Origin of the sequence: Kitasatospora sp. NPDC093679 (assembly GCF_040683455.1) — a bacterium.
Taxonomy (GTDB): domain Bacteria; phylum Actinomycetota; class Actinomycetes; order Streptomycetales; family Streptomycetaceae; genus Kitasatospora; species Kitasatospora arboriphila.
On record NZ_JBFBDW010000007.1, the window covers coordinates 108063 to 132342 of the forward strand.

A 24280-nucleotide genomic window follows, 5' to 3' on the forward strand; every position below is an offset into this window, starting at 1 on the left:
GGGAGGGCCCTTCGCGTTCCCGGCGCCGGCGGCGTGCGCACCGCGCCGGCCCGGGGGAGCGGACCGGCGCACTCGGGGGGCGTACGGGTGGCGATCCGGCGTCGATTCGAGGGAGGGGTCGGCCGTTCCGGGCGGGTGTTGTGCAGGGGTCGTCGACCCGCCCCGATCTGGCAACTTACGTGTGCATGACCATGCTTGGATGGCCCGACCCCGCCCGGCGGCGGCCCGTCCGGCCCACCCCGGGGAGCGGATCCGGTGACGCCGGCAGCGCTCCCGGGTAGGCATCTGCGGCATCCGGAGCCGACCGGCCGGGACACCCCCACCACCGTGACATGTCGTCGGAGGGCCACCTTGCGCATCCTGCTGGTCGCCAGCGCGTTCAACAGCCTCACCCAGCGCGTCCACACCGAGCTGCGCGACCGGGGCCACACCGTGGCCGTCGAGCTCGCCCTCGGTGACGAGCCCGTCCGCGCCGCCGTCGGACGGTTCGGACCCGACCTCGTCCTCGCGCCCATGCTGACCCGGGCGGTGCCGGAGGACGTCTGGCGCAGGCTCCCCGTCCTGATCGTCCACCCCGGCCCCAAGGGCGACCGCGGGCCGTCCTCGCTCGACTGGGCCATCCACGAGGGCGCCGAGGAGTGGGGCGTGACCGTCCTGCAGGCCGTCGCCGAGATGGACGCCGGGCCGATCTGGGCGTCCGTCCCCTTCACCCTGCCCGCCTGCGGCAAGAGCGAGGCGTACCGCACCGAGGTGGCCGACGCCGCCGTGGAGGCCGTGCTGCTCGCCGTCGAGCGGTACGGGAGCGGCTGGTTCGAACCCGAGCCGCTCGACTACGCCCGCTGGGACGTCCGCGGGAGGCCGCGGCCGTACCACGCCCAGGAGTACCGGCGGATCGACTGGGCCGCCGACGACACCGCCACCGTGCTGCGCAAGCTGCGCTCCGGCGACTCCCAGCCCGGCGTCCTCGACGAGCTGTACGGCCGCGAGCACTTCCTGCACGGCGGCCACCCCGAGGACCTGCTGCGCGGCGCCCCCGGCGCCGTCCTCGCCACCCGCGAGGGCGCGATCTGCCGGGCCACCACCGACGGCGCCGTCTGGATCCCGCAGCTGCGTCCGCGCCGCACCCCCGGCGGCCCGGCCACCTTCAAGCTGCCCGCCGCGCAGGTGCTCGGCAGCCTCCTCGACGGCGTGCCCGAGGTGCCCGTCACCCCCTCCGACGCCGCCCGCCGCCGCACCTGGTCCGAGCTGCGCTACCGCGAGGAGGCCGGCGTCGGGTACCTGGAGTTCGCCTTCCCCGGCGGGGCGATGAGCACCGGGCAGTGCCGCCGGCTGCTCGCCGCCTACCGGGAGGCCTGCGCCCGGCCCACCGCGGTGCTGGTGCTCGGCCCGGCCCGGGACTTCTTCTCCAACGGCATCCACCTCAACACCATCGAGGCGGCCGCCGACCCCGCCGAGGAGTCCTGGCAGAACATCAACGCCATGGACGACCTGGTCGAGGCGGTCCTGACCACCACCGACAAGCTCACCGTCGCGGCCCTGGCCGGCAACGCCGCGGCCGGCGGCCTGATGCTGGCCGTCGCCGCGGACGAGGTCTGGTGCCGGGCCTCCGCCGTGCTCAACCCGCACTACCGGCTGATGGGCCTGTACGGCTCCGAGTACTGGACGTACACGCTGCCCCGCCGGGTCGGCGAGGAGACCGCCCACCGGCTCACCACGGCCGCGCTGCCGGTCGGCGCCCGGGAGGCCGAGGCGGTCGGACTGGTCGACCGGGCGCGCCGCGGCAGCGCCGCCGAGTTCCGCCGCTGGGTCGAACGGGAGGCCGCCGCGCTCGCCGACGCGCCCGAGCTGGGCGCCCGGCTGCTGGAGAAGAAGCGCCGCCGGGCCGCCGACGAGGCCGCCAAGCCGCTCTCCGCCTACCGCGCCGAGGAGCTGGCCCGGATGCGGCGCAACTTCACCGCCCCCGACGAGCCGTACCACCGGCTGCGCCGCGACTTCGTGCACAAGGTCTGCCCGGCCGCGACCCCGGAGCACCTGCGCGGCTGACCCGGCGAACGGCCGGGGGCCGGCCCGCCCCCGTGGCGGACCGGCCCCGGGCCGTGGGTGCTGCGCGCTCAGTACGGCGACTGCCCGTCGGCCTGCGGACCCGACCAGGCGGGCACGACCCGGCCGCTCACCGGCGCGGACTGCGCCGGACGGGCCCGGCGGCGGCCGCTCTGCGCGGTCTGCCCGGCACCCGGGGCGAACAGGTCCGGCCCGACCCCGCCGTCCCGCAGCGGCCACTGCGGCCAGTCGTCCGGCGCGCGCCGCGCGGCGGCGGGACGGGGCGGCAGCGGTGCGGCCGGCCCGGTCACCACCGGGCGGTGCTTGCTCGGCGCCACCGCGAAGGCCAGCGCGCTGATGAAGACGTACGTGCCGAAGCCGACCGCGAGCGGGAAGACGAACTGCAGCGCGACCGGGCCGGGCGGGGCGTGCTCGGTGTCCGAGAGCCGGACGGAGACCGCCATCATGCCGGTGTAGTGCATGGCGCACACGGCCACGCCCATCACCGGGGAGGCGGCCAGCACCGCCGCGGTGCCCCGGATGTTGAGGGCGGCCCAGAGCGCCGCCGTGGCGGCGAGGACGGCGATGCCGATCGAGGCGCCGACCAGCACCGGGTCGTAGCCGATCCGGCCGGGCAGCCGCATCGCGGCCATGCCCAGGTAGTGCATGGCGGCCACGCCGAGCCCGGTGGCGACGCCGCCCACCAGCAGGGCGGTGCGCCGGTGGGTGCTCTGGCCCACGGTGAAGATGCCGATGCCGACGAAGCCGATGGCGACCAGCAGGCTGACCAGGGTCAGCGGGACGTCGTAATGGATCTCGACGCCGCTCACGGCGAAGCCGAGCATGGCGACGAAGTGCATGCTCCAGATGCCGCCGCCGAGGGAGATCGTGCCGAGCAGCAGCCAGTTGCGCCGCGATCGGCCTTCGGTGATCAGCGCCCAGCGGGTGCTGCGCAGCGCCACCAGGGCGCCGAGACATGCGACGAGGTACGAGAACGCCGGTGTCACCCAGCCGTAGACAGCGTGGTGGATGTGACCCAAGAGGACTCCCGGGGCGGAGTAGGGGTGCACAGTGCCGGCGTGCTGTGTTCCTGACAAGTCCGAACCCTAGCGACCCGCTCCGCTCGTGGGCAACGCCGGGAGATTCAGTGAACTCGCAGGTCAGTGGCGGTACTTCACGTTTGGCCCAAGATCTTGTCACCGGAGGTCGACACGATGTCCCGCCGGTCTTCGCACCGTGGCGGGTGCTGCGGCGACGCCGACGGTAAAGGATTTTCCTTAGCGAGAGTAATGACATAGGCTAAGGACCATGCCCGAGATGTCCGAGGACGATCTCGCAGCCGTCAGCCAGCTGCGGTCGTCCACGATGCGCCTTGCCCGCCGGCTGAGACACCAGCGTGTCGAGGAGTCGCTGAGCCCCACCGAAATGGGGGTCCTCGGCACCCTGGCACGCTGCGGCAAGGCCACCCCCGGCGAGCTCGCCCGCCGCGAGCACGTCCAGCCTCCGTCGATGACGCGGATCATCGCGATGCTGGAGGAGAAGGGGCTGGTGCGGCGCGAGCCGCACCCGGACGACCGCCGCCAGGTGGTCGTCAGCAGCACCGAGCAGGCCGAGGCGATCCTCACGGAGAGCCGACGCCGGCGGAACGCCTGGCTGGCCGAACTGGTCGAAGGGCTGAGCGAGGAGGAGTGGACGCTGATCCGCGCAGCGGCACCGGCCCTCTACAAACTCGCCCACCTCTGACGCGCACCCCGACCGGCACGACGTCTCACGGCAACCGAACGAAGGAGCACCGCATCACCGCAGGACACATCCGAGAGAACAGCCGCGCGGCGACGAACCTGCCCGTCGCCGCGCCCCGAGGGGAGACCACCTTGACACCGCCGGCCGCAGCCAGCGCCGCCGCCACCCGCACCGACGACCTCGCCGCAGACCCCGCAGCCGACCGCGCTGCCACCGCCGAGAGCCAGGCGCCCGCCCCCGTGGGCCTGCCCGGCACCGGCGACGACGACCCCGACGAACGCCCCGCGGCGGTCACCCCCGCCGCATCCGCCCCCGCCGCCACCCGAGCGGGGGACGGCCCCACCGGGGCCCGCTTCACCCGGCCCGGAGGGATGTTCTCCTCCCTCCGGATCCGCAACTACCGGTACTACTTCGCCGGCCAGGTCGTCTCCAACACCGGCACCTGGATGCAGCGCATCGCCCAGGACTGGCTGGTGCTGAGCCTCACCGGCAGCCCCTTCGCGGTCGGCGTGACCACCGCCATGCAGTTCCTGCCGATGCTGCTGCTGGGCCTGTGGGGCGGGGTGCTCGCCGACCGGCTGCCCAAGCGCCGGCTGCTGCTCGCCACCCAGGGCGCGATGGGCCTGCTCGCCGCCGGGCTGGCCGTGCTCACCGTCACCGGCGCCGTCACGGCCGGGTACGTCTACGTCTTCGCGCTGCTGCTCGGCCTGGTCACCGTCGTCGACAACCCGACCCGGCAGGCCTTCGTCAGCGAGATGGTGCCCGCCAAGGACCTCGCCAACGCGGTCAGCCTGAACGCCGCCAACTTCCAGACCGCCCGGCTGGTCGGACCGGCCGTCGCCGGCCTGCTGATCGCCGCGGTCGGCAGCGGCTGGGCCTTCGCGGTCAACGCGCTCTCCTTCGCCGCCGTCCTCGGCGGCCTGCTCGCCATGCGCGAGAGCGAGCTGCGCCCCTCCACCCCGGTCGCCCGGCAGCGCGGCCAGCTGCGCGAGGGCCTGCGCTACGTCCGCGAGCGGCCCGAGCTGCTCTGGCCGATGGTGCTGGCCGGGTTCATCGGCACCTTCGGCTTCAACTTCCCGACGCTGCTCTCCGGCTTCGCCTACGACACCTTCAAGGTCGGCGCCGGCGAGTACGGGCTGCTGAACACCGCGATGGCCGTCGGCTCGCTGGCGGGCGCCCTGCTCGCCGCCCGCCGCGGCGCCCCCAGGCTGCGCCGGCTGGTCGGAGCGGCGGTCGCCTTCGGCACGCTGGAGGTGCTGGCCGCGCTCGCCCCCGGCTACTGGACCTTCGCCGCGCTGCTCACCCTGATCGGCGTCTTCGGCCTGACCTTCAACACCTCGGTCAACTCGGCGCTCCAGCTGGGCACCGACCCCGCCGTGCGCGGCCGGGTGATGGGTCTGCTGGTGCTGGTCTTCACCGGCGGCACCCCGATCGGCGCCCCGCTCGTCGGCTGGGTCACCGCCGCCTACGGGCCCCGGCTCGGCCTGCTCGCCTGCGGCCTGGTCTCGGCCGCCGCCGCGGCCGTGATCGCCGTGGTGCTGGCCCGCGCCGCCGACCTGAAGGTCCGGGTCGACCTGCACCCGGGTGCCGGCCGCCGGGTGGTCGCGGTGGTGCCGCGCACCCTGCCCAAGAAGGACCTGGCCACCGCCTGCTGAGGCCCGGCCCGGCCGGCCCCCGTCCACCGGGGCCGGCCGGGCCGCCGTCACGGTCGTCACCGTCCTCGGAGCCCCCGGTTCCGATCAGTCCGGCGGAAGGGCTCCGACCGGGAGGGCCGACGGGGAAGATGGGGCCCATGAGGCTCTTTGTGGCGGTCAACCCGCCGAGCGAGGCGGTCCAGGAACTGGTCGACGCCGCGGCCGCGCTCCGCGAACTACCCGGCGCGGACCGGCTGCGGTGGAGCGGGGTCGACGGCTGGCACCTCACCCTGGCCTTCCTGGGCGAGATCCCGGTCACCGAGGTGCCCGCCCTGGAGGCCGTCCTCGCCCGCACGGCCGGCGAGAACGGCGCCCACCGGCTCCGCATCGCCGGCGGCGGCACCTTCGGCGACCGGGTGCTCTGGGCCGGCGTGGACGGCGAGGTCTGGGCACTGCGGCGGCTCGCCGAGGCCGTCCGGGGTGCCGTCGGCGAGGTCGGCGTGGAGACCGACCAGTACGGCTTCCACCCCCACCTCACGCTCGCCCGCGCGGGGTCCGGCCGCGGGCGTCGGCGGGCGGAGCAGCGGGTCGCCGCGGCCGAGCTGCAGCACCTCGCGGCGGGGCTGGACGGGTTCCGCGGGCTGGAGTGGGAGGCGGGGGAGATCCACCTCGTCCTCAGCGAGACCGGCTTCGGCCCCTCCCACTACCGCACCCTCACCACCTGGCCCCTCGCCCACTGGCAAGCGGAATAGAGCCCCACGCGCCCCTGGGGGTTGCCCCTACCGGGGATTGCGCGGGCTTCTTGCGCCTCTGGGAGTTTCCCCGTTCAGCCCAGGGCGGGGGCGGGGCGGAGTTCGATCGTGCGGGGGTGGGCGTCGCCGAGTTCGAGGAGGGTGAGCTCGTTGCGGCCGGGGCGGAGGAGGGGCTGCGGGCAGTAGAGCGTGGTCTGCGGGCCCCGGGCGTCGTAGCGGCCCAGCAGGAATCCGTTGACCCAGAGGTAGCCACGCACGCCCCCCGGCACCGCGAGGAACGCGTCCCCGGTGTCCGTCAGGTCGAGCACCCCGCGGACGAGGCGTGCCGCGTCCCCCGTCCCGTCCGCCGGTTCCGGCCCGAAGTCCGCCGGCGGCAGCGGGTCGAGCCGCAGCGGTTCGGCCCGCCACCCGTGCAGGTACTGCCGTTCGTGCCGGACGCCGTCGACGCCCTTGGTCTCGCCCACCAGCGGCCCGTAGTTGACCCGGCCGAGCGATTCCGCCAGCAGCTCGACCGCGACGCCGCCCGGCACCGCGAGCTCCGGCCGGGCCACGCCGCGTTCCAGGTCGGCCACCCGGGCGCCGTCCACCCGGAGCACGGCCCGGTCCCGCAGCCCTTCGACGGTGAGCGGCAGGTCCGGCCGGCCGGCCGGCACCCGGGTGGTGTAGCGGACGAGGCCGTGTTCCAGTCCGAGTTCCTCGAAGCGCGGCGGCACCGGCGCGTGGACGGCCGGGCCGAACGGCAGTGCGGCCGATTCGGTGAGGGCGACGGGCGGTGCCTCCAGCACCGGCGGCAGCTCGGGCAGTGCCGGTTCCCGGTCGTCGAGGAAGCGCGCCTCGTCGGGGTGGGCCGCGGCGAAGTCGGCCAGCACCTCGCGGAAGAGCGCGTACTTCGCGGTCGGTGCGCCGCGCTCGTCCAGGGGCGCGTCGTAGTCGTAGGAGGTGGTGACCGGTTGGTAGGGCGAGTGGGTCCAGGCGGTGGAGTTGAACGGCGGGTCGGCGTGGTTGGCGCCCGCGCCGGTGCCGAAGTTGGTGCCGCCGTGCGCCATGTAGAGGTTGACCGAGGCGCCGGCGGCGAGGATGCGGCGCAGGGTGTCGGCGGCGTCCTGCGCGTCGCGGGTGTGGTGCGGGCGGCCCCAGTGGTCGAACCAGCCGTTCCAGAACTCCATGCAGAACGGCGGGTCCTCGGGCCGGTGCCGGCGCAGTGCCGCGAAGCCGTCCTCCGGGGCGGAGCCGAAGTTCACGGTGGCGAGCACGCCGGGCAGCGTCCCGCCGGTGAGCATGTGGTCCTCCGGTCCGTCGGAGGTGAACAGCGGGACGGTGACGCCGCGCCGCAGCAGGCCGTCCGCGAGGTGCCGCAGGTAGCCGGTGTCGCTGCCGAAGGAGCCGTACTCGTTCTCGACCTGCACCATCAACACGTTCCCGCCCCGGTCGACCTGCCGGGAGACCACGCCGGGCATCAGCTCGTCGAGGAAGGCGTCCACGGTCGCCAGGTACTCCGGGTCGGACGTCCGCGCCCGCCGTCCGACCCGTGCGGTCAGCCAGCCGGGCAGCCCGCCGTTGTCCCACTCGGCGCAGATGTACGGGCCCGGCCGGACGATCGCCCACAGCCCCTGCCGGGCCGCCTCGTCGAGGAAGGTGCCGAGTTCCGCCGTCCGCTCGTACCGGCCCGGCGCCGGCTCGTGCAGGTTCCAGGCGACGTACGTCTCGACGGTGTTCAGGCCCATCGCGCGGACGGCGGCCAGCCGGGCGGGCCACTGCTCGGGACGGGTGCGGAAGTGGTGCACGGCGCCGGACAGGATGCGCAGCGGGCGCCCGTCCAGCCGGAAGCCCGCGGAGTCGTAGGTCAGCATGCCCCCAGCCTGCCGGGGCGACCCGGCCGCGGCCATGGACAAACCCCGGGCGGGTGTTGGACTGTCGTCCCCGACCGTCGCCTGCGGTCCCCGTCCCCCGTCCCCCGACGGCCGCCCGGCCGTTCCCCGACCGCCCGTTCCCGGAGGTGAGCCGTGCAGCGCTGGTGGCACTACCTGACCCCCGGTCCGGCGCAGCTGGCCACCGGGCTCGCCTGCCTGGGCGTCGGCATGCAGCGCGGCCGGCTGCCGGTGGTCGGGCCGCGCACCCTGGACCGCTGGGTGGCCGTGGTGGTCACCGCCGGCCGCGGCTGGTACGCCGTGCCGGACGGCTCCCGCCGCCCGGTGACCGCCCCCGCGGTGGTCTGGCTGCGGCCGGGCGTGCCGCACCACTACGCGCCGGACGCCGGCGGCTGGTCGGAGTCCTTCGTCGACTTCACCGGCCCGGCCCTGGCCGGTTACGCCGAGCTGGGCCTGCTGCCGGACGAGCCGGTGGTGCCGCTGCTCGCCGCGGACCGCGCCCAGCGGGTGATCGCCCGGATCGCCGGCGCGTGCCGCCGCGGCGGACCGCTGGTGGACACCGAGGCCGCCGCCGCGGTCCACGAGCTGCTGGTCGAGCTGCACCGCCAGCGGGCCGACCTGGACCCGCGCGGCGGGACCGTGCTGGAGGCGCTGCGCCGGGACGCCTTCCTGCCGCTGCCGGTGGCCGAGCACGCCCGCCGGGCGGGGCTGACGGTGGCCGGGCTGCGCCGGGCCGTCCGCGCGGTGGGCGAGACCGGACCGAAGGAGTACCTGCTGGCGGTGCGGCTCAGCGAGGCCAAGCTGCTGCTCGCCGCCGGGGAGCTGCCGGTGGCGGCGGTGGCCCGCCGGGTGGGCTACGAGGACCCGGCGTACTTCACCCGGCTGTTCACCCGCCGGGTCGGCGTCGCCCCCTCGGTCTTCCGGGAGCGCGAGCAGCGGGGGGAGCTCCCGCCACGGGGCAGTGCCGGGGCCGGGGCGGCGACCGACTAACCTCGAAGCGTGGACCCGAAGACTCGCATGCGGATCGTGACCGGCGCGCTGGTGCTGCTGCTCGTGGTGGTGGTCGTCAGCTCGCTCGTGGGCAAGTGACCGGAGCCGGGCCCGCCCGGCACCGGACGGCGAAGGGCCACCGCCCGGAGGCGGTGGCCCTTCGGTGCGTCCGCGGACCTCAGAGCCGGTCGACCACGTAGTCGATGCAGGCGGTGAGCGCCTGGACGTCCGACGGCTCCACGGCCGGGAACATCGCGATCCGCAGCTGGTTGCGGCCCAGCTTGCGGTAGGGCTCGGTGTCGACGATGCCGTTGGCGCGCAGCGCCTTGGCGATCGCCGCGGCGTCGATCGAGTCGTCGAAGTCGATGGTGCCGACGACCTGCGAGCGCTCCTCGGCCTTGGCGACGAACGGCTGCGCGAAGGAGGACTTCTCGGCCCAGGAGTACAGGATCGAGGAGGACTCCGCGGTACGGGCCACCGCCCACTCCAGGCCGCCGTTGCCGTTCAGCCACTCCAGCTGCTCGGCGAGCAGGAAGAGCGTGCTGATCGCCGGGGTGTTGTACGTCTGGTCCTTCGACGAGTTGTCGATCGCCGTCGGCAGGTCGAAGAACGGCGGGATGTAGCGGCCGGAGCCGGCGATCTCCGCGGCGCGCTCCAGCGCGGCCGGCGAGAAGGTGGCCAGCCAGAGGCCGCCCTCGCTGGCGAAGGACTTCTGCGGGGCGAAGTAGTAGACGTCGGTCTCGGTGATGTCGACCGGCAGGCCGCCGGCGCCCGAGGTGGCGTCGACCAGGACCAGCGAGCCGGCGTCCGCGCCCTCGGGACGGCGGATCGGCATGGCGACACCGGTGGAGGTCTCGTTGTGGGTCAGCGCGTAGACGTCCACGCCCGCCTCGGCGACCGGCAGCGGGTGGGTGCCCGGCTCGGTCTTGATCACCGACGGCTCGGACAGCCACGGGGCCGCCTTCACCGAGGAGGCGAACTTGGACGAGAACTCGCCGAAGTTCAGGTGCTGGGACTTCTCGCGCACCAGACCGAAGGCGGCGATGTCCCAGAAGGCGGTGGAGCCGCCGTTGCCGAGCACCACCTGGTAGCCCTCGGGGAGGGAGAACAGGCTGCTCACGCCCTCGCGCACGCGCTTGACCACGTTCTTGACCGGGGCCTGGCGGTGGGAGGTACCCAGCAGGGAGGTTCCGGTGGCGGCGAGGGCACTCAGGGCCTCGGGGCGCACCTTGGACGGGCCGCAGCCGAAGCGGCCGTCGGCGGGCTTGATGTCAGCGGGGATCTGGATCTGGGCCACGGCGGCAGCCTACTGCCCCGGGTGGTGCCGTGGGGGCGGTCGTCCGCCCGCTGAGATGTGATCCACCCACGGAACGGGCGGGTCCGGGCACGCCCGGACCCGCCCGAAAGAGCGAGGCGTCAGTGCGCGATCGAGTCGTAGCCCTCGATCTCGCGCGGGCTGCGCGGGCCCGGGCCGATGTAGCGCGCGGAGGGGCGCACGAGGCGACCGGTGCGCTTCTGCTCCAGGATGTGCGCCGACCAGCCGGCGGTGCGGGCACAGGTGAACATCGAGGTGAACATGTGCGCCGGGACCTCGGCGAAGTCCAGCATGATCGCGGCCCAGAACTCCACGTTGGTGGCGAGCACGCGGTCGGGGCGGCGGTTGTGCAGCTCCTCCAGCGCGGCCTTCTCCAGCGCCTCGGCGATCTCGAAGCGCGGCGCGCCGAGCTCCTTGGCGGTGCGGCGCAGCACGCGGGCGCGCGGGTCCTCGGCGCGGTAGACGCGGTGGCCGAAGCCCATCAGGCGCTCGCCCTTGTCCAGCGCCTTCTTGACGTAGCCGGCCGCGTCGCCGGTGCGCTCGATCTCCTCGATCATGCCGAGCACGCGGGACGGGGCGCCGCCGTGCAGCGGGCCGGACATCGCGCCGACCGCGCCGGAGAGCGCGGCCGCGACGTCGGCGCCGGTGGAGGCGATGACGCGGGCGGTGAAGGTGGAGGCGTTCATGCCGTGCTCGGCGGCGGACGTCCAGTAGGCGTCGACGGCCTTGACGTGGCGCGGGTCGGGCTCGCCGCGCCAGCGGATCATGAACCGCTCGACGACCGTCTCGGCCTTGTCGATCTCGCGCTGCGGCACCATCGGCAGGCCCTGGCCGCGGGCGGACTGGGCGACGTACGACAGCGCCATCACGGCGGCCCGGGCGAGGTCGTCGCGGGCCTGGTCGGCGGAGATGTCGAGCAGCGGCTTGAGGCCCCAGACCGGGGCGAGCATGGCGAGGGCGGACTGCACGTCCACCCGGATGTCGCCGGAGTGCACCGGGATCGGGAACGGCTCGGCGGCGGGCAGGCCGGGGTTGAACTTGCCGTCGACCAGCAGGCCCCAGACGTGGCCGAAGGAGACGTGGCCCACCAGGTCGTCGATGTCCACGCCGCGGTAGCGCAGGGCGCCGCCCTCACGGTCGGGTTCGGCGATCTCGCTCTCGAAGGCGACGACACCTTCGAGCCCGGGTACGAAGTCGGACATCAGACGGCTCCTTCAGTGATCCGATCCGGCGCGCCGCGGCGAGTGGTGCGACGGGCCGGGTGACCGTGGGTGGTTGGCACTCGGTGTCAGCCTGGCAGGCACGGCGTGCATTGCGCCATACACCACGACGGTGATGTTTGCCCCAGGCGACGCCCGACGGTGCGGGCGCCCGGCGTCATCGGCGGACACCCGGGAGAAAACCGGTCCATACCGGACGGTTCCCGGGGCGGCCCCCGCCCAAGCGGTGGCGTGACACCTTAACTCCCCCCGGGGTTTGCCGGGACGTAGCAGCCCGCAACGCTTGTCGTACGGGATGATGTTGCCGTGCCTACCGCGGAACGACCCCCGACTGCCCTGACCACGCCGGCCGAACCCCGGCCGGGCCCGGACCTCGCCGTCATGCGCAAGCACTACCAGCACGAGGGACTGTCCGAGGGCGACCTGGCCGCCGACCCGGTGACCCAGTTCACCACGTGGTTCCACGAGGCGGACGAGGCGGGCGTCGCCGAGCCCAACGCCATGGTGGTCTCCACCGCGGACGCGGCCGGCCGGCCCAGCTCGCGCACCGTGCTGCTCAAGGGGTACGACCTCCGCGGCTTCGTCTTCTACACCAACTACGGCTCGCGCAAGGGCGCCGAACTCGCCGTCAACCCGCGGGCCTCGCTGCTCTTCCCGTGGATCGAACTGGCCCGCCAGGTGATCGTCTGCGGTCGGGTCGAGAAGGTCGGCCGGGACGAGACCGCCGCCTACTTCCGCACCCGCCCGCACGGCTCCCAGCTCGGTGCCTGGGCCAGCGAGCAGTCCAGCCCGGTCGCCGGCCGCGAGGTCCTGGAGCAGCGGTACGCCGACCTCGCCGCCCGCTACCCCGAGGGCGAGGGCGTGCCGGTGCCCCCCTTCTGGGGCGGCTACCGCGTCGTCCCGGAGACGGTCGAGTTCTGGCAGGGCCGCGAGAACCGCCTCCACGACCGCCTGATCTTCGTCGCGGAGGGTGATGGCTGGCGCGTCGAGCGACTGTGCCCCTGATCCCCCTCTCCGGCGGGCATGTGCCGGTCGGACATGCCCGCGGCGCGTCTGAAACCGCCGGACGGGTGAAGTTTGGATTACGGTGTGGAAGGCCTCTGTCCGGCCCCGCCGGCCCGGCGGCCCGCATCGCCGAAACGATCCGGTGGTGCCCGGCCGCCCCTGACCAGCCAGGACCCGTCCAGGGATGCCGAGGGGCCCTCGCCCGCCGCCCGACAGCAATCCTCCGGTCCGCGCAAGTCGGGCGCCTGCTGCGCCGAGTCGGTGCGCGAGCTGAGCAGTCGTCCGGGATCGGCTGGATATAGGCTGCGCGCAGGTGTCGTGCTACAGCGGTCGGCAGCCTTGACAGCCCACGCCATGATGACGGCACCCATGACTGTCAGTCACTTTTCTTTCACCAGAAGGCGCCCATCATGCCGACCTCTCTCTCCTCCGCGGCTACGATCGAGCTGACGGACAATCGGGCCGACTCAGCACCCGGTCGTGCCTCCCTCGCCGAACTTGCCGCCCTCGATGCCGACGAACTGGTCGCCCAGCTGGAGCGGGCGCTTCCCGACGTCTCAGCCCGGCAGGTTCCGGTGGCCGCCTTCCAGTCGTCGATCTGAGTCAGGGTCCCGCGCCGCCTACCGACCGACCGTCATGGGACAACACCCCTTCTCCTTCAGCCAGTTCGTGCTCAAGGTGCACAGTCGCTGCGATCTGGCATGCGACCACTGCTACGTCTACGAGCACGCGGATTCCAGCTGGCGCGGCCTCCCCAGGGCAGCGGGCGCGGAGGTGCTGGCCGCCACGGCCGACCGGATCGGTGACCATGCGCGGGCCCACTCCCTGCCCGCCGTGCACGTGGTGCTGCACGGCGGGGAACCCCTGCTGGCGGGACCGGCGCTGCTGCGCAGGGCCGCCGAGGAACTGCACCGGGCGCTCCCGGAAGGATGCGCCCTCGACCTGCGGATCCACACCAACGCGGTGCTGCTGAGCACCACGTTCCTCGACCTCTTCGCCGAGTACGGGATCAAGGTCGGCGTCTCCCTGGACGGCGACCTGGCCGCCAACGACAGGCACCGCCGCTTCGCCGACGGCCGCTCCAGCCACGCCAAGGTCCTCAAGGCCCTGGGCCTGCTGCGCCGCCCCGAGTACCGGCACCTCTACGCCGGGCTGCTCTGCACGATCGACGTCGAGAACGACCCGATCGCCGTGTACGAGGCGCTTCTCGCCGAGGCGCCGCCGCGGATCGACTTCCTGCTGCCGCACGCCACCTGGGACACGCCGCCGCCCCGGCCCGAGCGCCTCGGCGCGACCCCTTACGCCGACTGGCTGCTGGCGATCCACGAGCGGTGGGATGCCGACGGCCGCCCGGTGCCGGTGCGGATCTTCGACTCGATCCACCGCACCCTGCGCGGCCGCTCCAGCCTGACCGAGTCCCTCGGCCTCGACCCCGCCGACCTCGTCGTCGTCGAGACCGACGGCAGCTTCGAGCAGGCCGACAGTCTCAAGACCGCCTACGACGGCGCCCCGGCCACCGGCTTCACCGTGTTCGAGCACACCCTGGACCAGGTCGCCGACCACCCGGGCATGCGCGAACGGCAGTCCGGCCTCGCCGGTTTGGCCGAGCAGTGCCGCGGCTGCCCCGTCGTCCGCTCCTGCGGCGGCGGCCTCTACGCACACCGCTGGCGCACCGGCGGCAGCGGCTTCGTCAACCCCTCGGTCTTCTGTGGAGACCTGATGCGCCTGATCACCACCGTCCGCGACCGGATCGGTCCGGCCACCACCGTGCCCGCCCAGGCCGTGCCCCCCGAGGCGGACCTGACGGACGAACAGTTCGACCAGCTGGCCTCGGGGTACGGGGACCGCGCCACCGTCACCGCCCTCGCCGCCGCCCAGCTCGGGATCACCCGGCGGATGGTCGCCGCGCTCGCCGACGGCCGTCCGGACGCCTGGCAGCTGCTCACCGAACTGGACGGCCGCGCCCCGCACGCCCTGGACGCCGTCCTCGCCCATCCGTACGCCCGGGCCTGGGCGGCCCGCTGCCTGCGCGGCGAACGCGGCGCAGACCTCGGCGGCCTGGCCGAACTCGCCGCCGCCGCGGCACTGCGCGCACGCGTCGAGGTGGACCTCCCGGTCCCCGTCCGCGGCGGCGCCGTGCACCTGCCGACCCTCGGCAGGCTCCTCGTCGGCGGTGGGGGCGAGGCCCGGCTCACCGCCACCGCCGAGGGCTTCGCCGTCCGCGGCGTGACCGTCGGGTGGGACACCCCGGACGGCGCCGCCTGGCAGCCCGTCCGCCGGGTCGCCCTGCCCGGCTGGACGGTCGCCCTGGAGGACACCGACCCGCAACGCGACAGCCACCAGTGGCCGGTCGCCGAACGCCTCTCCGACGACGAGCTGCTCGGCTGGACGGGCGGCCTGAGGGAGGCATGGGAGCTGATCGGCCGTGACCTGCCCGGGTACGCGCCCGGTCTCGCGGCCGGGCTCGGCACCGTCACCCCGCTGCGTCCCGGTCCGGACGGCGGGGACGTCAGCGCCGCAGCCCGACAGGCGTTCGGTGCAGTCGGCATCGCCCGCCCGACCACCGCGCCGATCCTGGCGCTGTTGCTCGTCCACGAGTTCCAGCACGTCAAGCTGGGCGCCGTGCTCGACCGGCACGAGCTCTTCGACCCCGAGGACGTGCGGCTCTACCACGCTCCGTGGCGGCCCGACCCCCGGCCGCTGGAGGGGCTGCTGCAGGGTACCTACGCACACCTCGCGGTGACCGAGTTCTGGGGCACCCGGGTCCGGACGTACGACGGGCTGGCCGGTGCGGCCGCAGACCGGGCCCGGCTCCAGTTCGCGCTCTGGCGCTCGCACACCGCCACTGCGGTCGAGACCCTGGCCGCCTCCGGCTCGCTCACGAAGCTCGGCGAGCGCCTCGCCGACGGCATGCGGCGTGCCGTCGCACCATGGCTGGAGGTGGCGGTCGGCAGCTCGGCCGAGGCCGCGGCCCGGGCCGAGGCCGTCGCCGCCCTGACCGCATGGGAGGCCAGGGCCGCCGCGCCCGAAAGGGCCTGACTACCGGTCGGCGATTGCTCCCGGGCGGGGGAGAAATGCCGGAACCACCGGCCGCGGCGGGCGGCCGGTGGCACAGTGAGGGGCATGGCCGGATTCACTGAAGTGGTGTTGGGGGACGGCACTTCCGTCCTGCTGGAGGTCTTCGACCTGGAACCGCAGGGCCCCGGCGCGGAAGACGCCGACCTGCCCGCCGGAGCCGGGGAGGTCGTCGCCGTGGGGCGCTTCCGGGACGCGACCCGGACCACCGGCCAGGCGCTGCGCGACGCGTTGCAGCCGCTCGGCGGTGTGCTCGACCTGGTGCACGGGGCCGTCTGGTCCGCGGCGCGGCCGCCCCAGGAGGTCGAGGTCGAGTTCGGGGTGAAGCTCAGCAAGGACCTCCGCCTGGGGATCGTGTCCGCAGGGGCGGAGGCCGCCCTGACCGTCCGGGCCACCTGGAAGACGGGAGGGTCGCCCGCCGCCGTGCCCGCGCAGGTCTCCGCGCCCGACGAAGCACTCCCCGCCGCCGCTCCGGAAGGAACCGGGTCCTGACCGCAGCAGCCGGTCCGGTCTGGCCCCCCACCCCGGGCGGCGACCCGGACAGGGCCGTCAAGAGTTCCCACGTCGCGCTCTACAGCGCTGCCCGCCGCAAGGCGAGCGGCGGCGGCCTGCTGGTGGCCGGCGACCGCGTCATCACCTGCGCGCACGTGGTCAACCTGGCGCTCGACCGTCACACGTTCGAGCAGCAGCTGCCCGACGAGGCCGACGGCGCCGTGGTGGGACTGCAGGCCGCACTGCCCGGCCGCGGGGCACCGATCCGGCTGCGGGTGGCGCTCGAACACTGGTTCCCGCCCCGCCGCAGTACCGACGAACCCGCCGTCGCGGGCGACATCGAATGGGCCGACGACCTCGCCGTGCTCCGACTGCTCGATCCTGTCCCCGACGGCCCGACCGGCCCCGGCCTGGGCGACCACCGGCTCGGCCCGTCCGCCTTCGCCTGGTTCGGCAGCGGAGCCGCGAGCAGCGTCGCCGCCGTCCTCGTGCAGGGGGTCACCGACCGCTGGCTCGTCCTCGACACGCCCGTCTCCTCACAGAACCTGATCGAGGGGTTCAGCGGGAGCCCGCTGTGGGACCGCGAGCAGCAGCGCGTCGTCGGCCTCGTGGTGAGCCGCCGCGGCGAGCGGGCCTTCGCCATTCCGGCCCAGGCCATCACCGCGCGGATCCCCTGGCTCGCCGTCGCCGCACCCTCCGCCGGCGACCGGACACCGCCGGACGCCCACCGGGACCACCTGCTCGACGCGGTGCGGCGGATCCTCCCGACGGCCGCCGCCCGCCTCGACGCGGCCGCCGGACTGCTCGGCGAACTCGGTTCGCGGCAGCGGCCGGAGGGCGGGGCGCCGGCCCCGGAGTGGTTCGTCCGCACGGCATCGGCCCACAGCCACGGCACCGCCACCCTGGCGGCCGTCCTGGCCGCCTGGGTCACCGCCCCCGAGGAGCGGGCCCTGCTCCAGGCCCGGGCCGTGCTGGCCGCCCCGGACGAGCTGCTGACGGCACGGGAGTACCACCAGCTGCTGGAACTGCTCGCCGACCACCCCGGCCGCCCCAGCGCCCTGGCCGCCCGGGCCCTGCCGCTCGGCCCGCTCTGGGAGGACCTCGACTGGCCCGCCCTGGTCGCCCACCTCGAGGGCTACCGCCCGCGGCAGGGGTCGCTCCCGAGCCTCCTCCGGGTGGTCGAGGCCGCCGCCCGGGAGGCCGCAGGCCCCGCCGCGGACGGCCTGCGCGACTGGAACGACGCGGTCGCCGCCAGGCTCGGCGTGGCGGCCGCGCTCGCCGAGCGGCGCACCCTGGCGGCCGAGACCGCGCGGGCAGCGTCGCCGGGGCGGGGCCGCCCGGCACCGGTCGTGCAGCTCCAGCTCTGGCGGACGGGCACGGCGGACGCCTTCGGCGCGATCCTCCAGGAACGCGCCGCGGACGGCACCGTCCGCCGCCGGATCTGCCACGACATACCCGTCGCCCGTTCCCTCGTTCAGGAGCTGCTCGCCGACTTCCTCGCCGAGGCCGTCCGGGGCAGCGTCCCCGGCACGCTGCCCACCGTCGAGGTGTTCGTCCAGCGGGACCAGCTGGACCTGGACGTCGACCGGTGGGTGTACCGGCCGGACGAGCTCTTCCCGGGCGTACTCGGCGAGGACTTCCAGGTGGTGCTGCGCTGCCCCGAGCTCCGCCGACCCGAGTACTGGCCCGAACTGCGCTACCGCTGGCAGGTCCGCCACACCGGCCCGGTCCTCGCCCAGGAACGACGGGATCCGGCCGTCCAGGAACGCGGCAGGCCGAGGCCGGTGGCCGGTGTGGCGCTGTGCGGCCCCCCGGCGGACACCTCGGTGCTGCGCGCCATAGCGCTCGCGGTCGGCGTGCCGGCCGTGGTCTGGCCGCGACCCGCGGCCGGCCGGGACGCACCGCGCTTCCTGCGCGAGCTGGCCTCCGGGCTGACGGCCGCCCAACTGCCGCGCGCGGTGTACGAGGCCCGGCTCGGGGCCACCGACGGAGGACCGGGCCGGCACCTCGCCCTGGTCTACGACGGCCCCGACGGCCTGCCCCCCGTCCTGCCCCTCGGCGACCCCGCCTGAGCCCGCCGCCGCCCCGAAGCCACCCGGCCGATCCGCCGCCCACACCCGTGCCACCGCCCGCGAGCAGGAAGAAAGGCCATGATGACCGACGAGACCAGCGACTGGCGCCTCTACCGCGGCGACCGGGTGCGCCGCTCCGCGACCCTGCCGCCGCCCCCTCCGTGGCGGCGTTTCGGCGGTGGCACGGCGGCCCGCGGTGCCGAGTACCACATCGGCCCGGAGGAGGCGGACGTCGTGAACGCCGCCCTGCACCTGCGGCGGCCGCTGCTGGTCACCGGCCCTCCCGGCACCGGCAAGTCCTCGCTCGCCCACTCCGTCGCCCACGAGCTCGGCCTCGACGCACCGCTGCGCTGGGACGTCAACAGCCGGACGGTGCTCGCCGACGGGCTGTACCGCTATGACGCGGTCGGCCGGCTCCGGGACGCCGGAACCGCAGGCCGGTCCGGGGACGCCCCCGGCATCGGCGACTACGTCCGGCTCGGGCCGCTCGGCACCGCGCTGGCCACCGGCGTCCCGGGCCGCCCGCGCGTGCTGCTGGTCGACGAGCTCGACAAGGGGGACATCGACCTGCCCAACGACCTCCTGGTGGTGTTCGAGGAGGGCGAGTTCCACATCCCCGAACTCGCCCGGCTCGGGCCCGACCGGGCGGAGGTCCAGGTCATGGTGGAGGGCTCGCTCGACCGGCACACCGTCCGCCACGGCAGGGTGGCCTGCACGGAGTTCCCGGTCACGGTGCTCACCAGCAACGGCGAGCGCGACTTCCCGCCGGCCTTCCTGCGCCGCTGCATCAGGCTCGACCTCAAGCCGCCGACCGGCGACCGGCTGCGCGAGATCGTCGGCGCCCACCTCGGGGCGGAGGGCCTGGCGGTCGCCGAGGACCTGATCGAGTCCTTCCTCGACCGCCGGAACACCGGCCGGGCCGTGCTGGCCACCGACCAACTCCTGAACGCCGTCCACCTGAGGCTCGGCGGCGCCGACCTCGACCGTGCGCACCTCGACGCCGCCGTCCTGCGCTCGCTGGACGAGGGCGGGCTGCCCGGATGAACGGGCGCCCCGGCCCGGACCGGCTCGGCGAAGCCCTCGCGGCGGCCGGCATCGACGCGACCGCCCGGGAGCTCGCCGAGGTGCTGTGGCTGGCCGAGCGGATCGGCCCGCCGGCCGCCCGGCCCGCCGTGTCGGACGTGCCGCCCCCGCCGCCGTCCCGGCTGCCCCCGCCCGGACCGGACGGGGAACAGCCGCCGGCACCGCCGCCGAGCGGCAGCGACGTCTACGCGGCCGCCGGAACGGTCGCCGCGGGCGTGGCCGCGACCCCCGTCCTCGTCCGCTCCGCCCGCGCCCTGCCCGGCCAGCGCCGGATCGTCCGGGCCCTGCGGCCGCTGCGCAGAACGGTCCCGTCGCTGCGGGACGAGGAACCGGACGAGCAGGCCACCGCCGACCTCGTCGCCGAGACCGGACGGCCCGACCTGGCCCTGCGCCCCCGGCGGGAGCGCTGGCTCGACCTCACCCTGGTCGTCGACGACGGACTGTCGATGGAACTCTGGACGGATCTCGCCGGCGAGCTGCGGGCGCTGTTCGCCGGAGCCGGGCTCTTCCGCCGGATGCGCTGCCACGGCCTCGACACCCGCCATCCCGACGGCCCGCGGCTGAAGCCCCGTCCGTTCGGCAGCTCCACGGCCCTGGCGGCACCCCGCAGCGGCCTGCCGGCCGACGGCCGGGGCATGGTCCTGGTGCTGTCCGACACCGTTGGCACCGCATGGCGGGACGGGCGGATGGACCCGCTGCTGTCCGCCTGGGCCCGGAGCTGCCCCACGGCCGTCCTGCAGCCGCTGCCGCAGCGCCTGTGGCCGGGAACGGGACTGCCCACCTCCGCCCGTCGGCTGCAGGCGGACCGGCCCGGCGGCCCCAACACCGGCTGGCGGGCGACGGACCCGCTGCTGCCGCTCGACCTGGCACCGCCCGGCGGGGTCCCGGTGCCCGTCCTGGAACTCGGGCCCGCCCACCTCGCGGCCTGGACCGCCCTGGTCGCCGGCGGCACAGCGGTGCTGAGGGTCGCCGAGGCCGGCGCCCCCCGGGTGGCCGCGCCCCCCGGGCCGCATCCCGAGGCTGCCGGGCCGGCCCCGGACATGGCCGCCCGGCTGGCGCTCTTCCGTGCCGCGGCCTCGCCGGAGGCGTTCCTGCTGGCCGGCCACCTGGCCGCGGTGAGCCCGCTCACCCTGCCGGTGATGCGCCTGGTGCAGCGCGCCGTGCTGCGCGGCCGGGCGGCCCCCGCCCAGCTGGCCGAGGTGATGCTCGGCGGCCTCCTGCGGCGCAGCCCGGTGGAGGGGGTGGACGAGGCCGGCGGGCCGCGACGGTACGACTTCCGGGCCGGTGTGCGCGAGCTGCTGCTCGACTCGCTGCCCGCCCGGGCCGCCCTGGACACCGCTGCGCTGGTCGGCGAGGTGATGCACCACCAGGAGCCGCAGGGCCGGTACGCGCCGGCGCTCCTCGCCGACACGGCCGGCACCCGGGGGCTGCCGCCCGGCGCGGTTGCGTTCGCCGGGGCCGGCGCCCCGCTCCTCGCCCGCTTCGCGCCGGCGGCGGACGGCGGACCGGTCGCCGACCTGCCGTTCGGCGCGCTGGCCGGGCACGACCCGCAGCTGGCCGCCGACGTCGCCGCCGGCCGGTGGTCCGAGGCGGTGGCCCGCGGCGAGGAGGTGCTGGAGCGGCTGCTCGCCGCCCACGGCCCCGGCCGTCCCGAGGTGCTGGCCGGGCGGTTCGACCTCGCCGAGTGGATCGGCGAGGCAGGGGCACCGCACAACGCCCGGCGGCTCCTCCGTCAGCTGCACGCCGACCTCGACGGACGCCTCGGCCCGGACCATCCCCGGATGCTCCGCCTGCGGGCGGCGATCGCCGAATGGACCGGCCGGTCGGGGGAGTGGACGCAGGCCGCCGACGGCTACCGCGAGCTGCTGACCGACCAGGAGCGGCTGCTCGGCCGCGACCACCCGGACTGCCTCCACAGCCGTGCCAGGATCGGATTCTGGCTCGCCCACGGCGGCTCCTGGGACGCGGCCGTGGACGTGTTCGCAGACCTGCTGCCCCGACAGCTGCGGGTGCGCGGGGCGGATCACCGGGAGACGCTGCGCACCCGGGCCAACCTCGCCTCGCTGACGGGCCGGAGCGGTGGGACCGACACGGCACTGCGGCTCTGGCAGGAGCTGCTCCCCGCCGTCCGTCGGACGTTCGGTCCCGACGACCAGCTCACCCTGGCCACCGAGGCGGAGATCGGCCATTGGACGGGCGTCGCCGGGGACCCGGCCGCCGCGCTCCGCATGATCTCCGCCGTCCTGCCGCGCCTCACCGCCGCATTCGGTCCCGCGCACGAGACGCCCTACGAGTTCCGGCGCCGACTTGCGCAGTGGACGGGGGAGTCGGGCGACGCGGAGGGCGCGGTCGAGCTGCTCGGCGAGCTGCTCGGTGAACTCGGCCGGTGGCTGATTCCCGAGCACCCGACCTTCCTCAATTGCCGGGGCGACCACGCCTACTGGACGGCACGCCTGGGCGACCGGGAGGAGGGCCTGGGCCGGCTGCGGGAGCTGCTCCCGGAGTTGGAGAGCGTCCTCGGTCACGACGACCCGTACACCCGCTGGGCGCGGAACGCCGTACTCGAACTGGAGGACGACGGGTGAGCCGAACGGACGCTTCCGTCCGGGTGACTTTTCCCGGATCCGGAGATGAACGCGGCTGGTCGAAGCGGGATCGGTGGTGATCCCTTCGTTCCGAGTGGGTTTATGACGCCGAATCAGCACTAGCCTTGGTCCGTGACTCGCCACGGAGGACGGAGACCGGGTTGTACTCCCAGCGGGAGCTGACGGGACATCTGCGCGCTCTCGGCGTCCGCGAGGGGGAGGTACTGCTCGTCCAGTCCTCCGCCCGCGCCGTCGGCCCGGTCCGGGACCGCACCCGGACGATCGTCGCCGCCCTGCGCGAGGCGCTCGGCGAGGGCGGCACCCTCGTCGCCTACACCGCGACACCGGAGAACTCGCGCACCTCCCCGCTGCACAAGGCGGCCACGGCAGGGCTCTCCGGCGACGAACTGCGCCGGTTCGTCGACGGCATGAAGGCCTTCGACCGCGAGCGCACCCCGGCCTCGCCCACCATGGGCCGGGTCGCCGAGGAGATCAGACTGCTGCGGGGCGCCGTCCGCAGCAACCACCCGCAGACCTCCTTCACCGCCGTCGGCCCGATGGCCGAGGAGCTCACCGCCGACCACGACCTCGACTGCCACCTGGGCGAGCGCTCCCCGGTGAACCGCCTCTACAAGGCGGGCGCCAGGGTGCTGCTGATCAGCGTGCCGTGGTCCTGCTGCACGGTCTTCCACCTCGCCGAGTACCGCCGGCCCGACCCGCCGCTGCAGCACTACGCCACGGTCGTCACCGGCGCGGACGGGCGCCGCACGTGGGCGCGGTTCGAGGCGCCCCGGCTGGAGACCGCGCACTTCGAGCGGATGGCCGCCGAGATCGTCGACGGCATCCCCGGCGTGGAGCGGGGACCCTTCGGGGACGCCGGGTGCGTGCTGATGCCCATCGCCGAGACCGTCGACCTGGCGACCGAGTGGCTGCTGAAGAGCCAGAGTTGACCGAGTTCTGATGTGTCGTGAGTTGCGGCCCTATTCCATGGGGAAGAACACCTTCCTAGACTGGCAATCCCGTGCGGGGGTCAGGTGACGGGTCTCGGGGGAGGCACATGTGAACGGCCTGGGGGGACGGGGCGAGGCCGCCGTAAGGCCGTACTTCTTCCTCAGTTATGCACACACACCACGCGTCACCAGCCGGGCCGGTGACCCCAACCACTGGGTGGCCAAACTCTTCGAGGACCTCTGCGAGGCGATCACCGAACTGACCGACGTGCCCGACGGCGTTCCCGTCGGGTTCATGGACCAGTCCATGCACCAGGGGCAGTTCTGGGCCGACCGGCTCACCAAGGAGCTCGCCAGCTGCCGGGTCTTCGTGCCGCTGTACTCGCCGAGGTATTTCAAAAGCCATGCGTGCGGTCAGGAATGGCATCTTTTCAGCCAACGCCCGGTCTACCGCAAACGCCAGGACAGTGAGGAGACCAGCGGCATCGTCCCCGTCCTCTGGGTGGCGATGGGCCACTACACGCTGCCCCGCTGCGCCAGCAAACTCCAGTTCAACCACGCGAGCTTCGGCCCCGACTACGCCACCGAGGGGCTGTACGCGCTGATGAAGCTCACCGCGTACCGGCCCCAGTACGAGCTCGCCGTGCACCGGCTCGCCCAGCGGATCGTCGACGTCGCGGAGCAGACGATCATCCCGGTCGGGCGGCCGGCCGACTTCGAGGCGCAACCCAGCGCCTTCGGCGAGCAGGAACGCCCGAACGCGGTACGGATCGCGGTCTACTCCTACCGGCGCGACGAACTGCCGCCCGGCCGCAGCGCCGAGTACTACGGCGCGCTGCGCACCGACTGGCAGCCCTACCGGCAGGAGTCCCGCAGACCCCTCGCCGAGGACGCCGTCGAGTGCGCCCGGGACATGGACTTCCGGGCGACCGTCCACGAATTCGAGAACGAGGCAACGGCGCTGCTCGGCGGAGCCGAACCCACCGCCCCCTCCGTCGTGCTGGTCGACCGCTGGGCCCTGTACGACGACCGCCGCCGGGAGAAGGTGGCCCGGCTCGACCGGCGCGGCCTCGCCTGGGTCAGCACCCTCGAACCGTGGAACGGCGCGGACGAGGAGTCCGCGGCCCGCGACGGCGAACTCACCCGGCTCAGCAACGAGGTACTGGGCGGCGGTCGGCCGACCCTGCGCGGAGCCGGACCCCCGACCACCCTGGAAGCCTTCCGGCAGGCCCTGCAACGGGCCCTCGTCCGCGCCAACGAAGGTTTCGTCCGCCGCAACGAGCCCGCCGCCCACCCGCCGGGCCCGCGCAGACCGAGCCTGCGGGACCAGGCCGAGCCAGCACAGCACGCCGAGGACGGCGGAGGCACCGGAAGGGCCGCGCCAGGGGGAGGACAGCCATGACCGACAGCCAGACCCGGGCCGCCACGCACCATCGGTACACGGCACCCGACGCCG

Annotated in this window: 18 protein-coding genes; 14 read left to right on the forward strand and 4 right to left on the reverse strand. The window is 74.7% G+C overall.

What is annotated here, in order from left to right:
• Nucleotides 1-351 precede the first annotated feature (351 nt).
• Nucleotides 352-2043 carry a hydrogenase maturation protein gene (locus AB0O09_RS08770; protein ID WP_363540828.1) on the forward strand — a complete coding sequence of 564 codons (1692 nt, stop codon included), beginning with the start codon at nt 352-354 and terminating at the stop codon, nt 2041-2043.
• 68 nt (nt 2044-2111) lie between these two features.
• Here the strand turns inward: AB0O09_RS08770 and AB0O09_RS08775 are convergent, their stop codons facing one another.
• Nucleotides 2112-3080: an MHYT domain-containing protein gene (locus AB0O09_RS08775; RefSeq protein WP_363540829.1), complete on the reverse strand. Its 969-nt coding sequence runs from the start codon at nt 3078-3080 to the stop codon at nt 2112-2114.
• 268 nt (nt 3081-3348) lie between these two features.
• Here AB0O09_RS08775 and AB0O09_RS08780 point away from each other — a divergent pair, with 268 nt between their 5' ends.
• From AB0O09_RS08780 to thpR, 3 genes are all read left to right on the forward strand, one after another.
• Entirely contained in the window at nt 3349-3783 is a 435-nt protein-coding gene (locus AB0O09_RS08780) for a MarR family transcriptional regulator (protein WP_363540830.1), read from the forward strand.
• A 131-nt stretch (nt 3784-3914) separates the two neighbouring features.
• Complete coding sequence (locus AB0O09_RS08785; protein WP_363540831.1) at nt 3915-5438, forward strand: MFS transporter; 1524 nt, start codon at nt 3915-3917, stop codon at nt 5436-5438.
• A gap of 137 nt (nt 5439-5575) precedes the next feature.
• Nucleotides 5576-6169 carry an RNA 2',3'-cyclic phosphodiesterase gene (thpR, locus tag AB0O09_RS08790; protein WP_363540832.1) on the forward strand — a complete coding sequence of 198 codons (594 nt, stop codon included), beginning with the start codon at nt 5576-5578 and terminating at the stop codon, nt 6167-6169.
• Between the two features lie 74 nt (nt 6170-6243).
• On the opposite strand, the gene AB0O09_RS08795 is transcribed toward thpR, so the two are convergent.
• Complete coding sequence (locus AB0O09_RS08795; protein WP_363540833.1) at nt 6244-8019, reverse strand: glycoside hydrolase family 35 protein; 1776 nt, start codon at nt 8017-8019, stop codon at nt 6244-6246.
• Between the two features lie 153 nt (nt 8020-8172).
• Here AB0O09_RS08795 and AB0O09_RS08800 point away from each other — a divergent pair, with 153 nt between their 5' ends.
• Nucleotides 8173-9027, forward strand: a complete 855-nt coding sequence (locus AB0O09_RS08800; RefSeq protein WP_363540834.1) for an AraC family transcriptional regulator — start codon at nt 8173-8175, stop codon at nt 9025-9027.
• Nucleotides 9028-9205: 178 nt separating this feature from the next.
• Here AB0O09_RS08800 and serC read toward each other — a convergent pair whose 3' ends face one another.
• Nucleotides 9206-10324 (reverse strand): phosphoserine transaminase, encoded by a 1119-nt coding sequence (gene serC / locus AB0O09_RS08805; RefSeq protein ID WP_359978173.1) that lies wholly within the window; start codon nt 10322-10324, stop codon nt 9206-9208.
• 119 nt (nt 10325-10443) lie between these two features.
• The gene (locus tag AB0O09_RS08810) at nt 10444-11544 is read right to left on the reverse strand and encodes a citrate synthase 2 (RefSeq protein WP_344622513.1); all 1101 of its coding nucleotides are present in this window, start codon (nt 11542-11544) and stop codon (nt 10444-10446) included.
• Between the two features lie 399 nt (nt 11545-11943).
• Between AB0O09_RS08810 and pdxH the strand changes: the two genes are divergently transcribed.
• From pdxH to AB0O09_RS08855, 9 genes are all read left to right on the forward strand, one after another.
• On the forward strand, nt 11944-12567 hold the full coding sequence (gene pdxH / locus AB0O09_RS08815; RefSeq protein ID WP_363540898.1) for a pyridoxamine 5'-phosphate oxidase: 624 nt from the start codon (nt 11944-11946) through the stop codon (nt 12565-12567).
• 410 nt (nt 12568-12977) lie between these two features.
• Nucleotides 12978-13169: an FxSxx-COOH cyclophane-containing RiPP peptide gene (fxsA, locus tag AB0O09_RS08820; protein ID WP_363540835.1), complete on the forward strand. Its 192-nt coding sequence runs from the start codon at nt 12978-12980 to the stop codon at nt 13167-13169.
• A 34-nt stretch (nt 13170-13203) separates the two neighbouring features.
• Nucleotides 13204-15606, forward strand: a complete 2403-nt coding sequence (locus tag AB0O09_RS08825) for an FxsB family cyclophane-forming radical SAM/SPASM peptide maturase (protein WP_363540836.1) — start codon at nt 13204-13206, stop codon at nt 15604-15606.
• Between the two features lie 84 nt (nt 15607-15690).
• A complete protein-coding gene (locus AB0O09_RS08830; protein WP_363540837.1) occupies nt 15691-16134 on the forward strand; it encodes a CU044_2847 family protein in 444 nt (147 codons plus the stop codon).
• A 119-nt stretch (nt 16135-16253) separates the two neighbouring features.
• Nucleotides 16254-18206: a trypsin-like peptidase domain-containing protein gene (locus tag AB0O09_RS08835; RefSeq protein WP_363540899.1), complete on the forward strand. Its 1953-nt coding sequence runs from the start codon at nt 16254-16256 to the stop codon at nt 18204-18206.
• Between the two features lie 78 nt (nt 18207-18284).
• On the forward strand, nt 18285-19250 hold the full coding sequence (locus AB0O09_RS08840) for a MoxR family ATPase (protein WP_363540838.1): 966 nt from the start codon (nt 18285-18287) through the stop codon (nt 19248-19250).
• Entirely contained in the window at nt 19247-21874 is a 2628-nt protein-coding gene (locus AB0O09_RS08845; protein ID WP_363540839.1) for an SAV_2336 N-terminal domain-related protein, read from the forward strand. The genes AB0O09_RS08840 and AB0O09_RS08845 overlap by 4 nt, the downstream gene beginning before the upstream one ends.
• A gap of 161 nt (nt 21875-22035) precedes the next feature.
• Nucleotides 22036-22824: an AAC(3) family N-acetyltransferase gene (locus AB0O09_RS08850; protein ID WP_363540840.1), complete on the forward strand. Its 789-nt coding sequence runs from the start codon at nt 22036-22038 to the stop codon at nt 22822-22824.
• 109 nt (nt 22825-22933) lie between these two features.
• A complete protein-coding gene (locus AB0O09_RS08855; RefSeq protein WP_363540842.1) occupies nt 22934-24226 on the forward strand; it encodes a TIR-like protein FxsC in 1293 nt (430 codons plus the stop codon).
• Nucleotides 24227-24280 lie beyond the last annotated feature (54 nt).

Bases quoted from the DNA above. Each gene is read 5' to 3' on its own strand.
- AB0O09_RS08780 (WP_363540830.1), top strand. From the start codon at position 3,349: ATGCCCGAGATGTCCGAGGACGATCTCGCAGCCGTCAGCCAGCTGCGG.
- thpR (WP_363540832.1), top strand. From the start codon at position 5,576: ATGAGGCTCTTTGTGGCGGTCAACCCGCCGAGCGAGGCGGTCCAGGAA.
- AB0O09_RS08795 (WP_363540833.1), bottom strand. From the start codon at position 8,019: ATGCTGACCTACGACTCCGCGGGCTTCCGGCTGGACGGGCGCCCGCTG.
- AB0O09_RS08810 (WP_344622513.1), bottom strand. From the start codon at position 11,544: ATGTCCGACTTCGTACCCGGGCTCGAAGGTGTCGTCGCCTTCGAGAGC.
- pdxH (WP_363540898.1), top strand. From the start codon at position 11,944: ATGCGCAAGCACTACCAGCACGAGGGACTGTCCGAGGGCGACCTGGCC.
- fxsA (WP_363540835.1), top strand. From the start codon at position 12,978: ATGCCGACCTCTCTCTCCTCCGCGGCTACGATCGAGCTGACGGACAAT.
- AB0O09_RS08825 (WP_363540836.1), top strand. From the start codon at position 13,204: ATGGGACAACACCCCTTCTCCTTCAGCCAGTTCGTGCTCAAGGTGCAC.
- AB0O09_RS08830 (WP_363540837.1), top strand. From the start codon at position 15,691: ATGGCCGGATTCACTGAAGTGGTGTTGGGGGACGGCACTTCCGTCCTG.
- AB0O09_RS08840 (WP_363540838.1), top strand. From the start codon at position 18,285: ATGATGACCGACGAGACCAGCGACTGGCGCCTCTACCGCGGCGACCGG.
- AB0O09_RS08845 (WP_363540839.1), top strand. From the start codon at position 19,247: ATGAACGGGCGCCCCGGCCCGGACCGGCTCGGCGAAGCCCTCGCGGCG.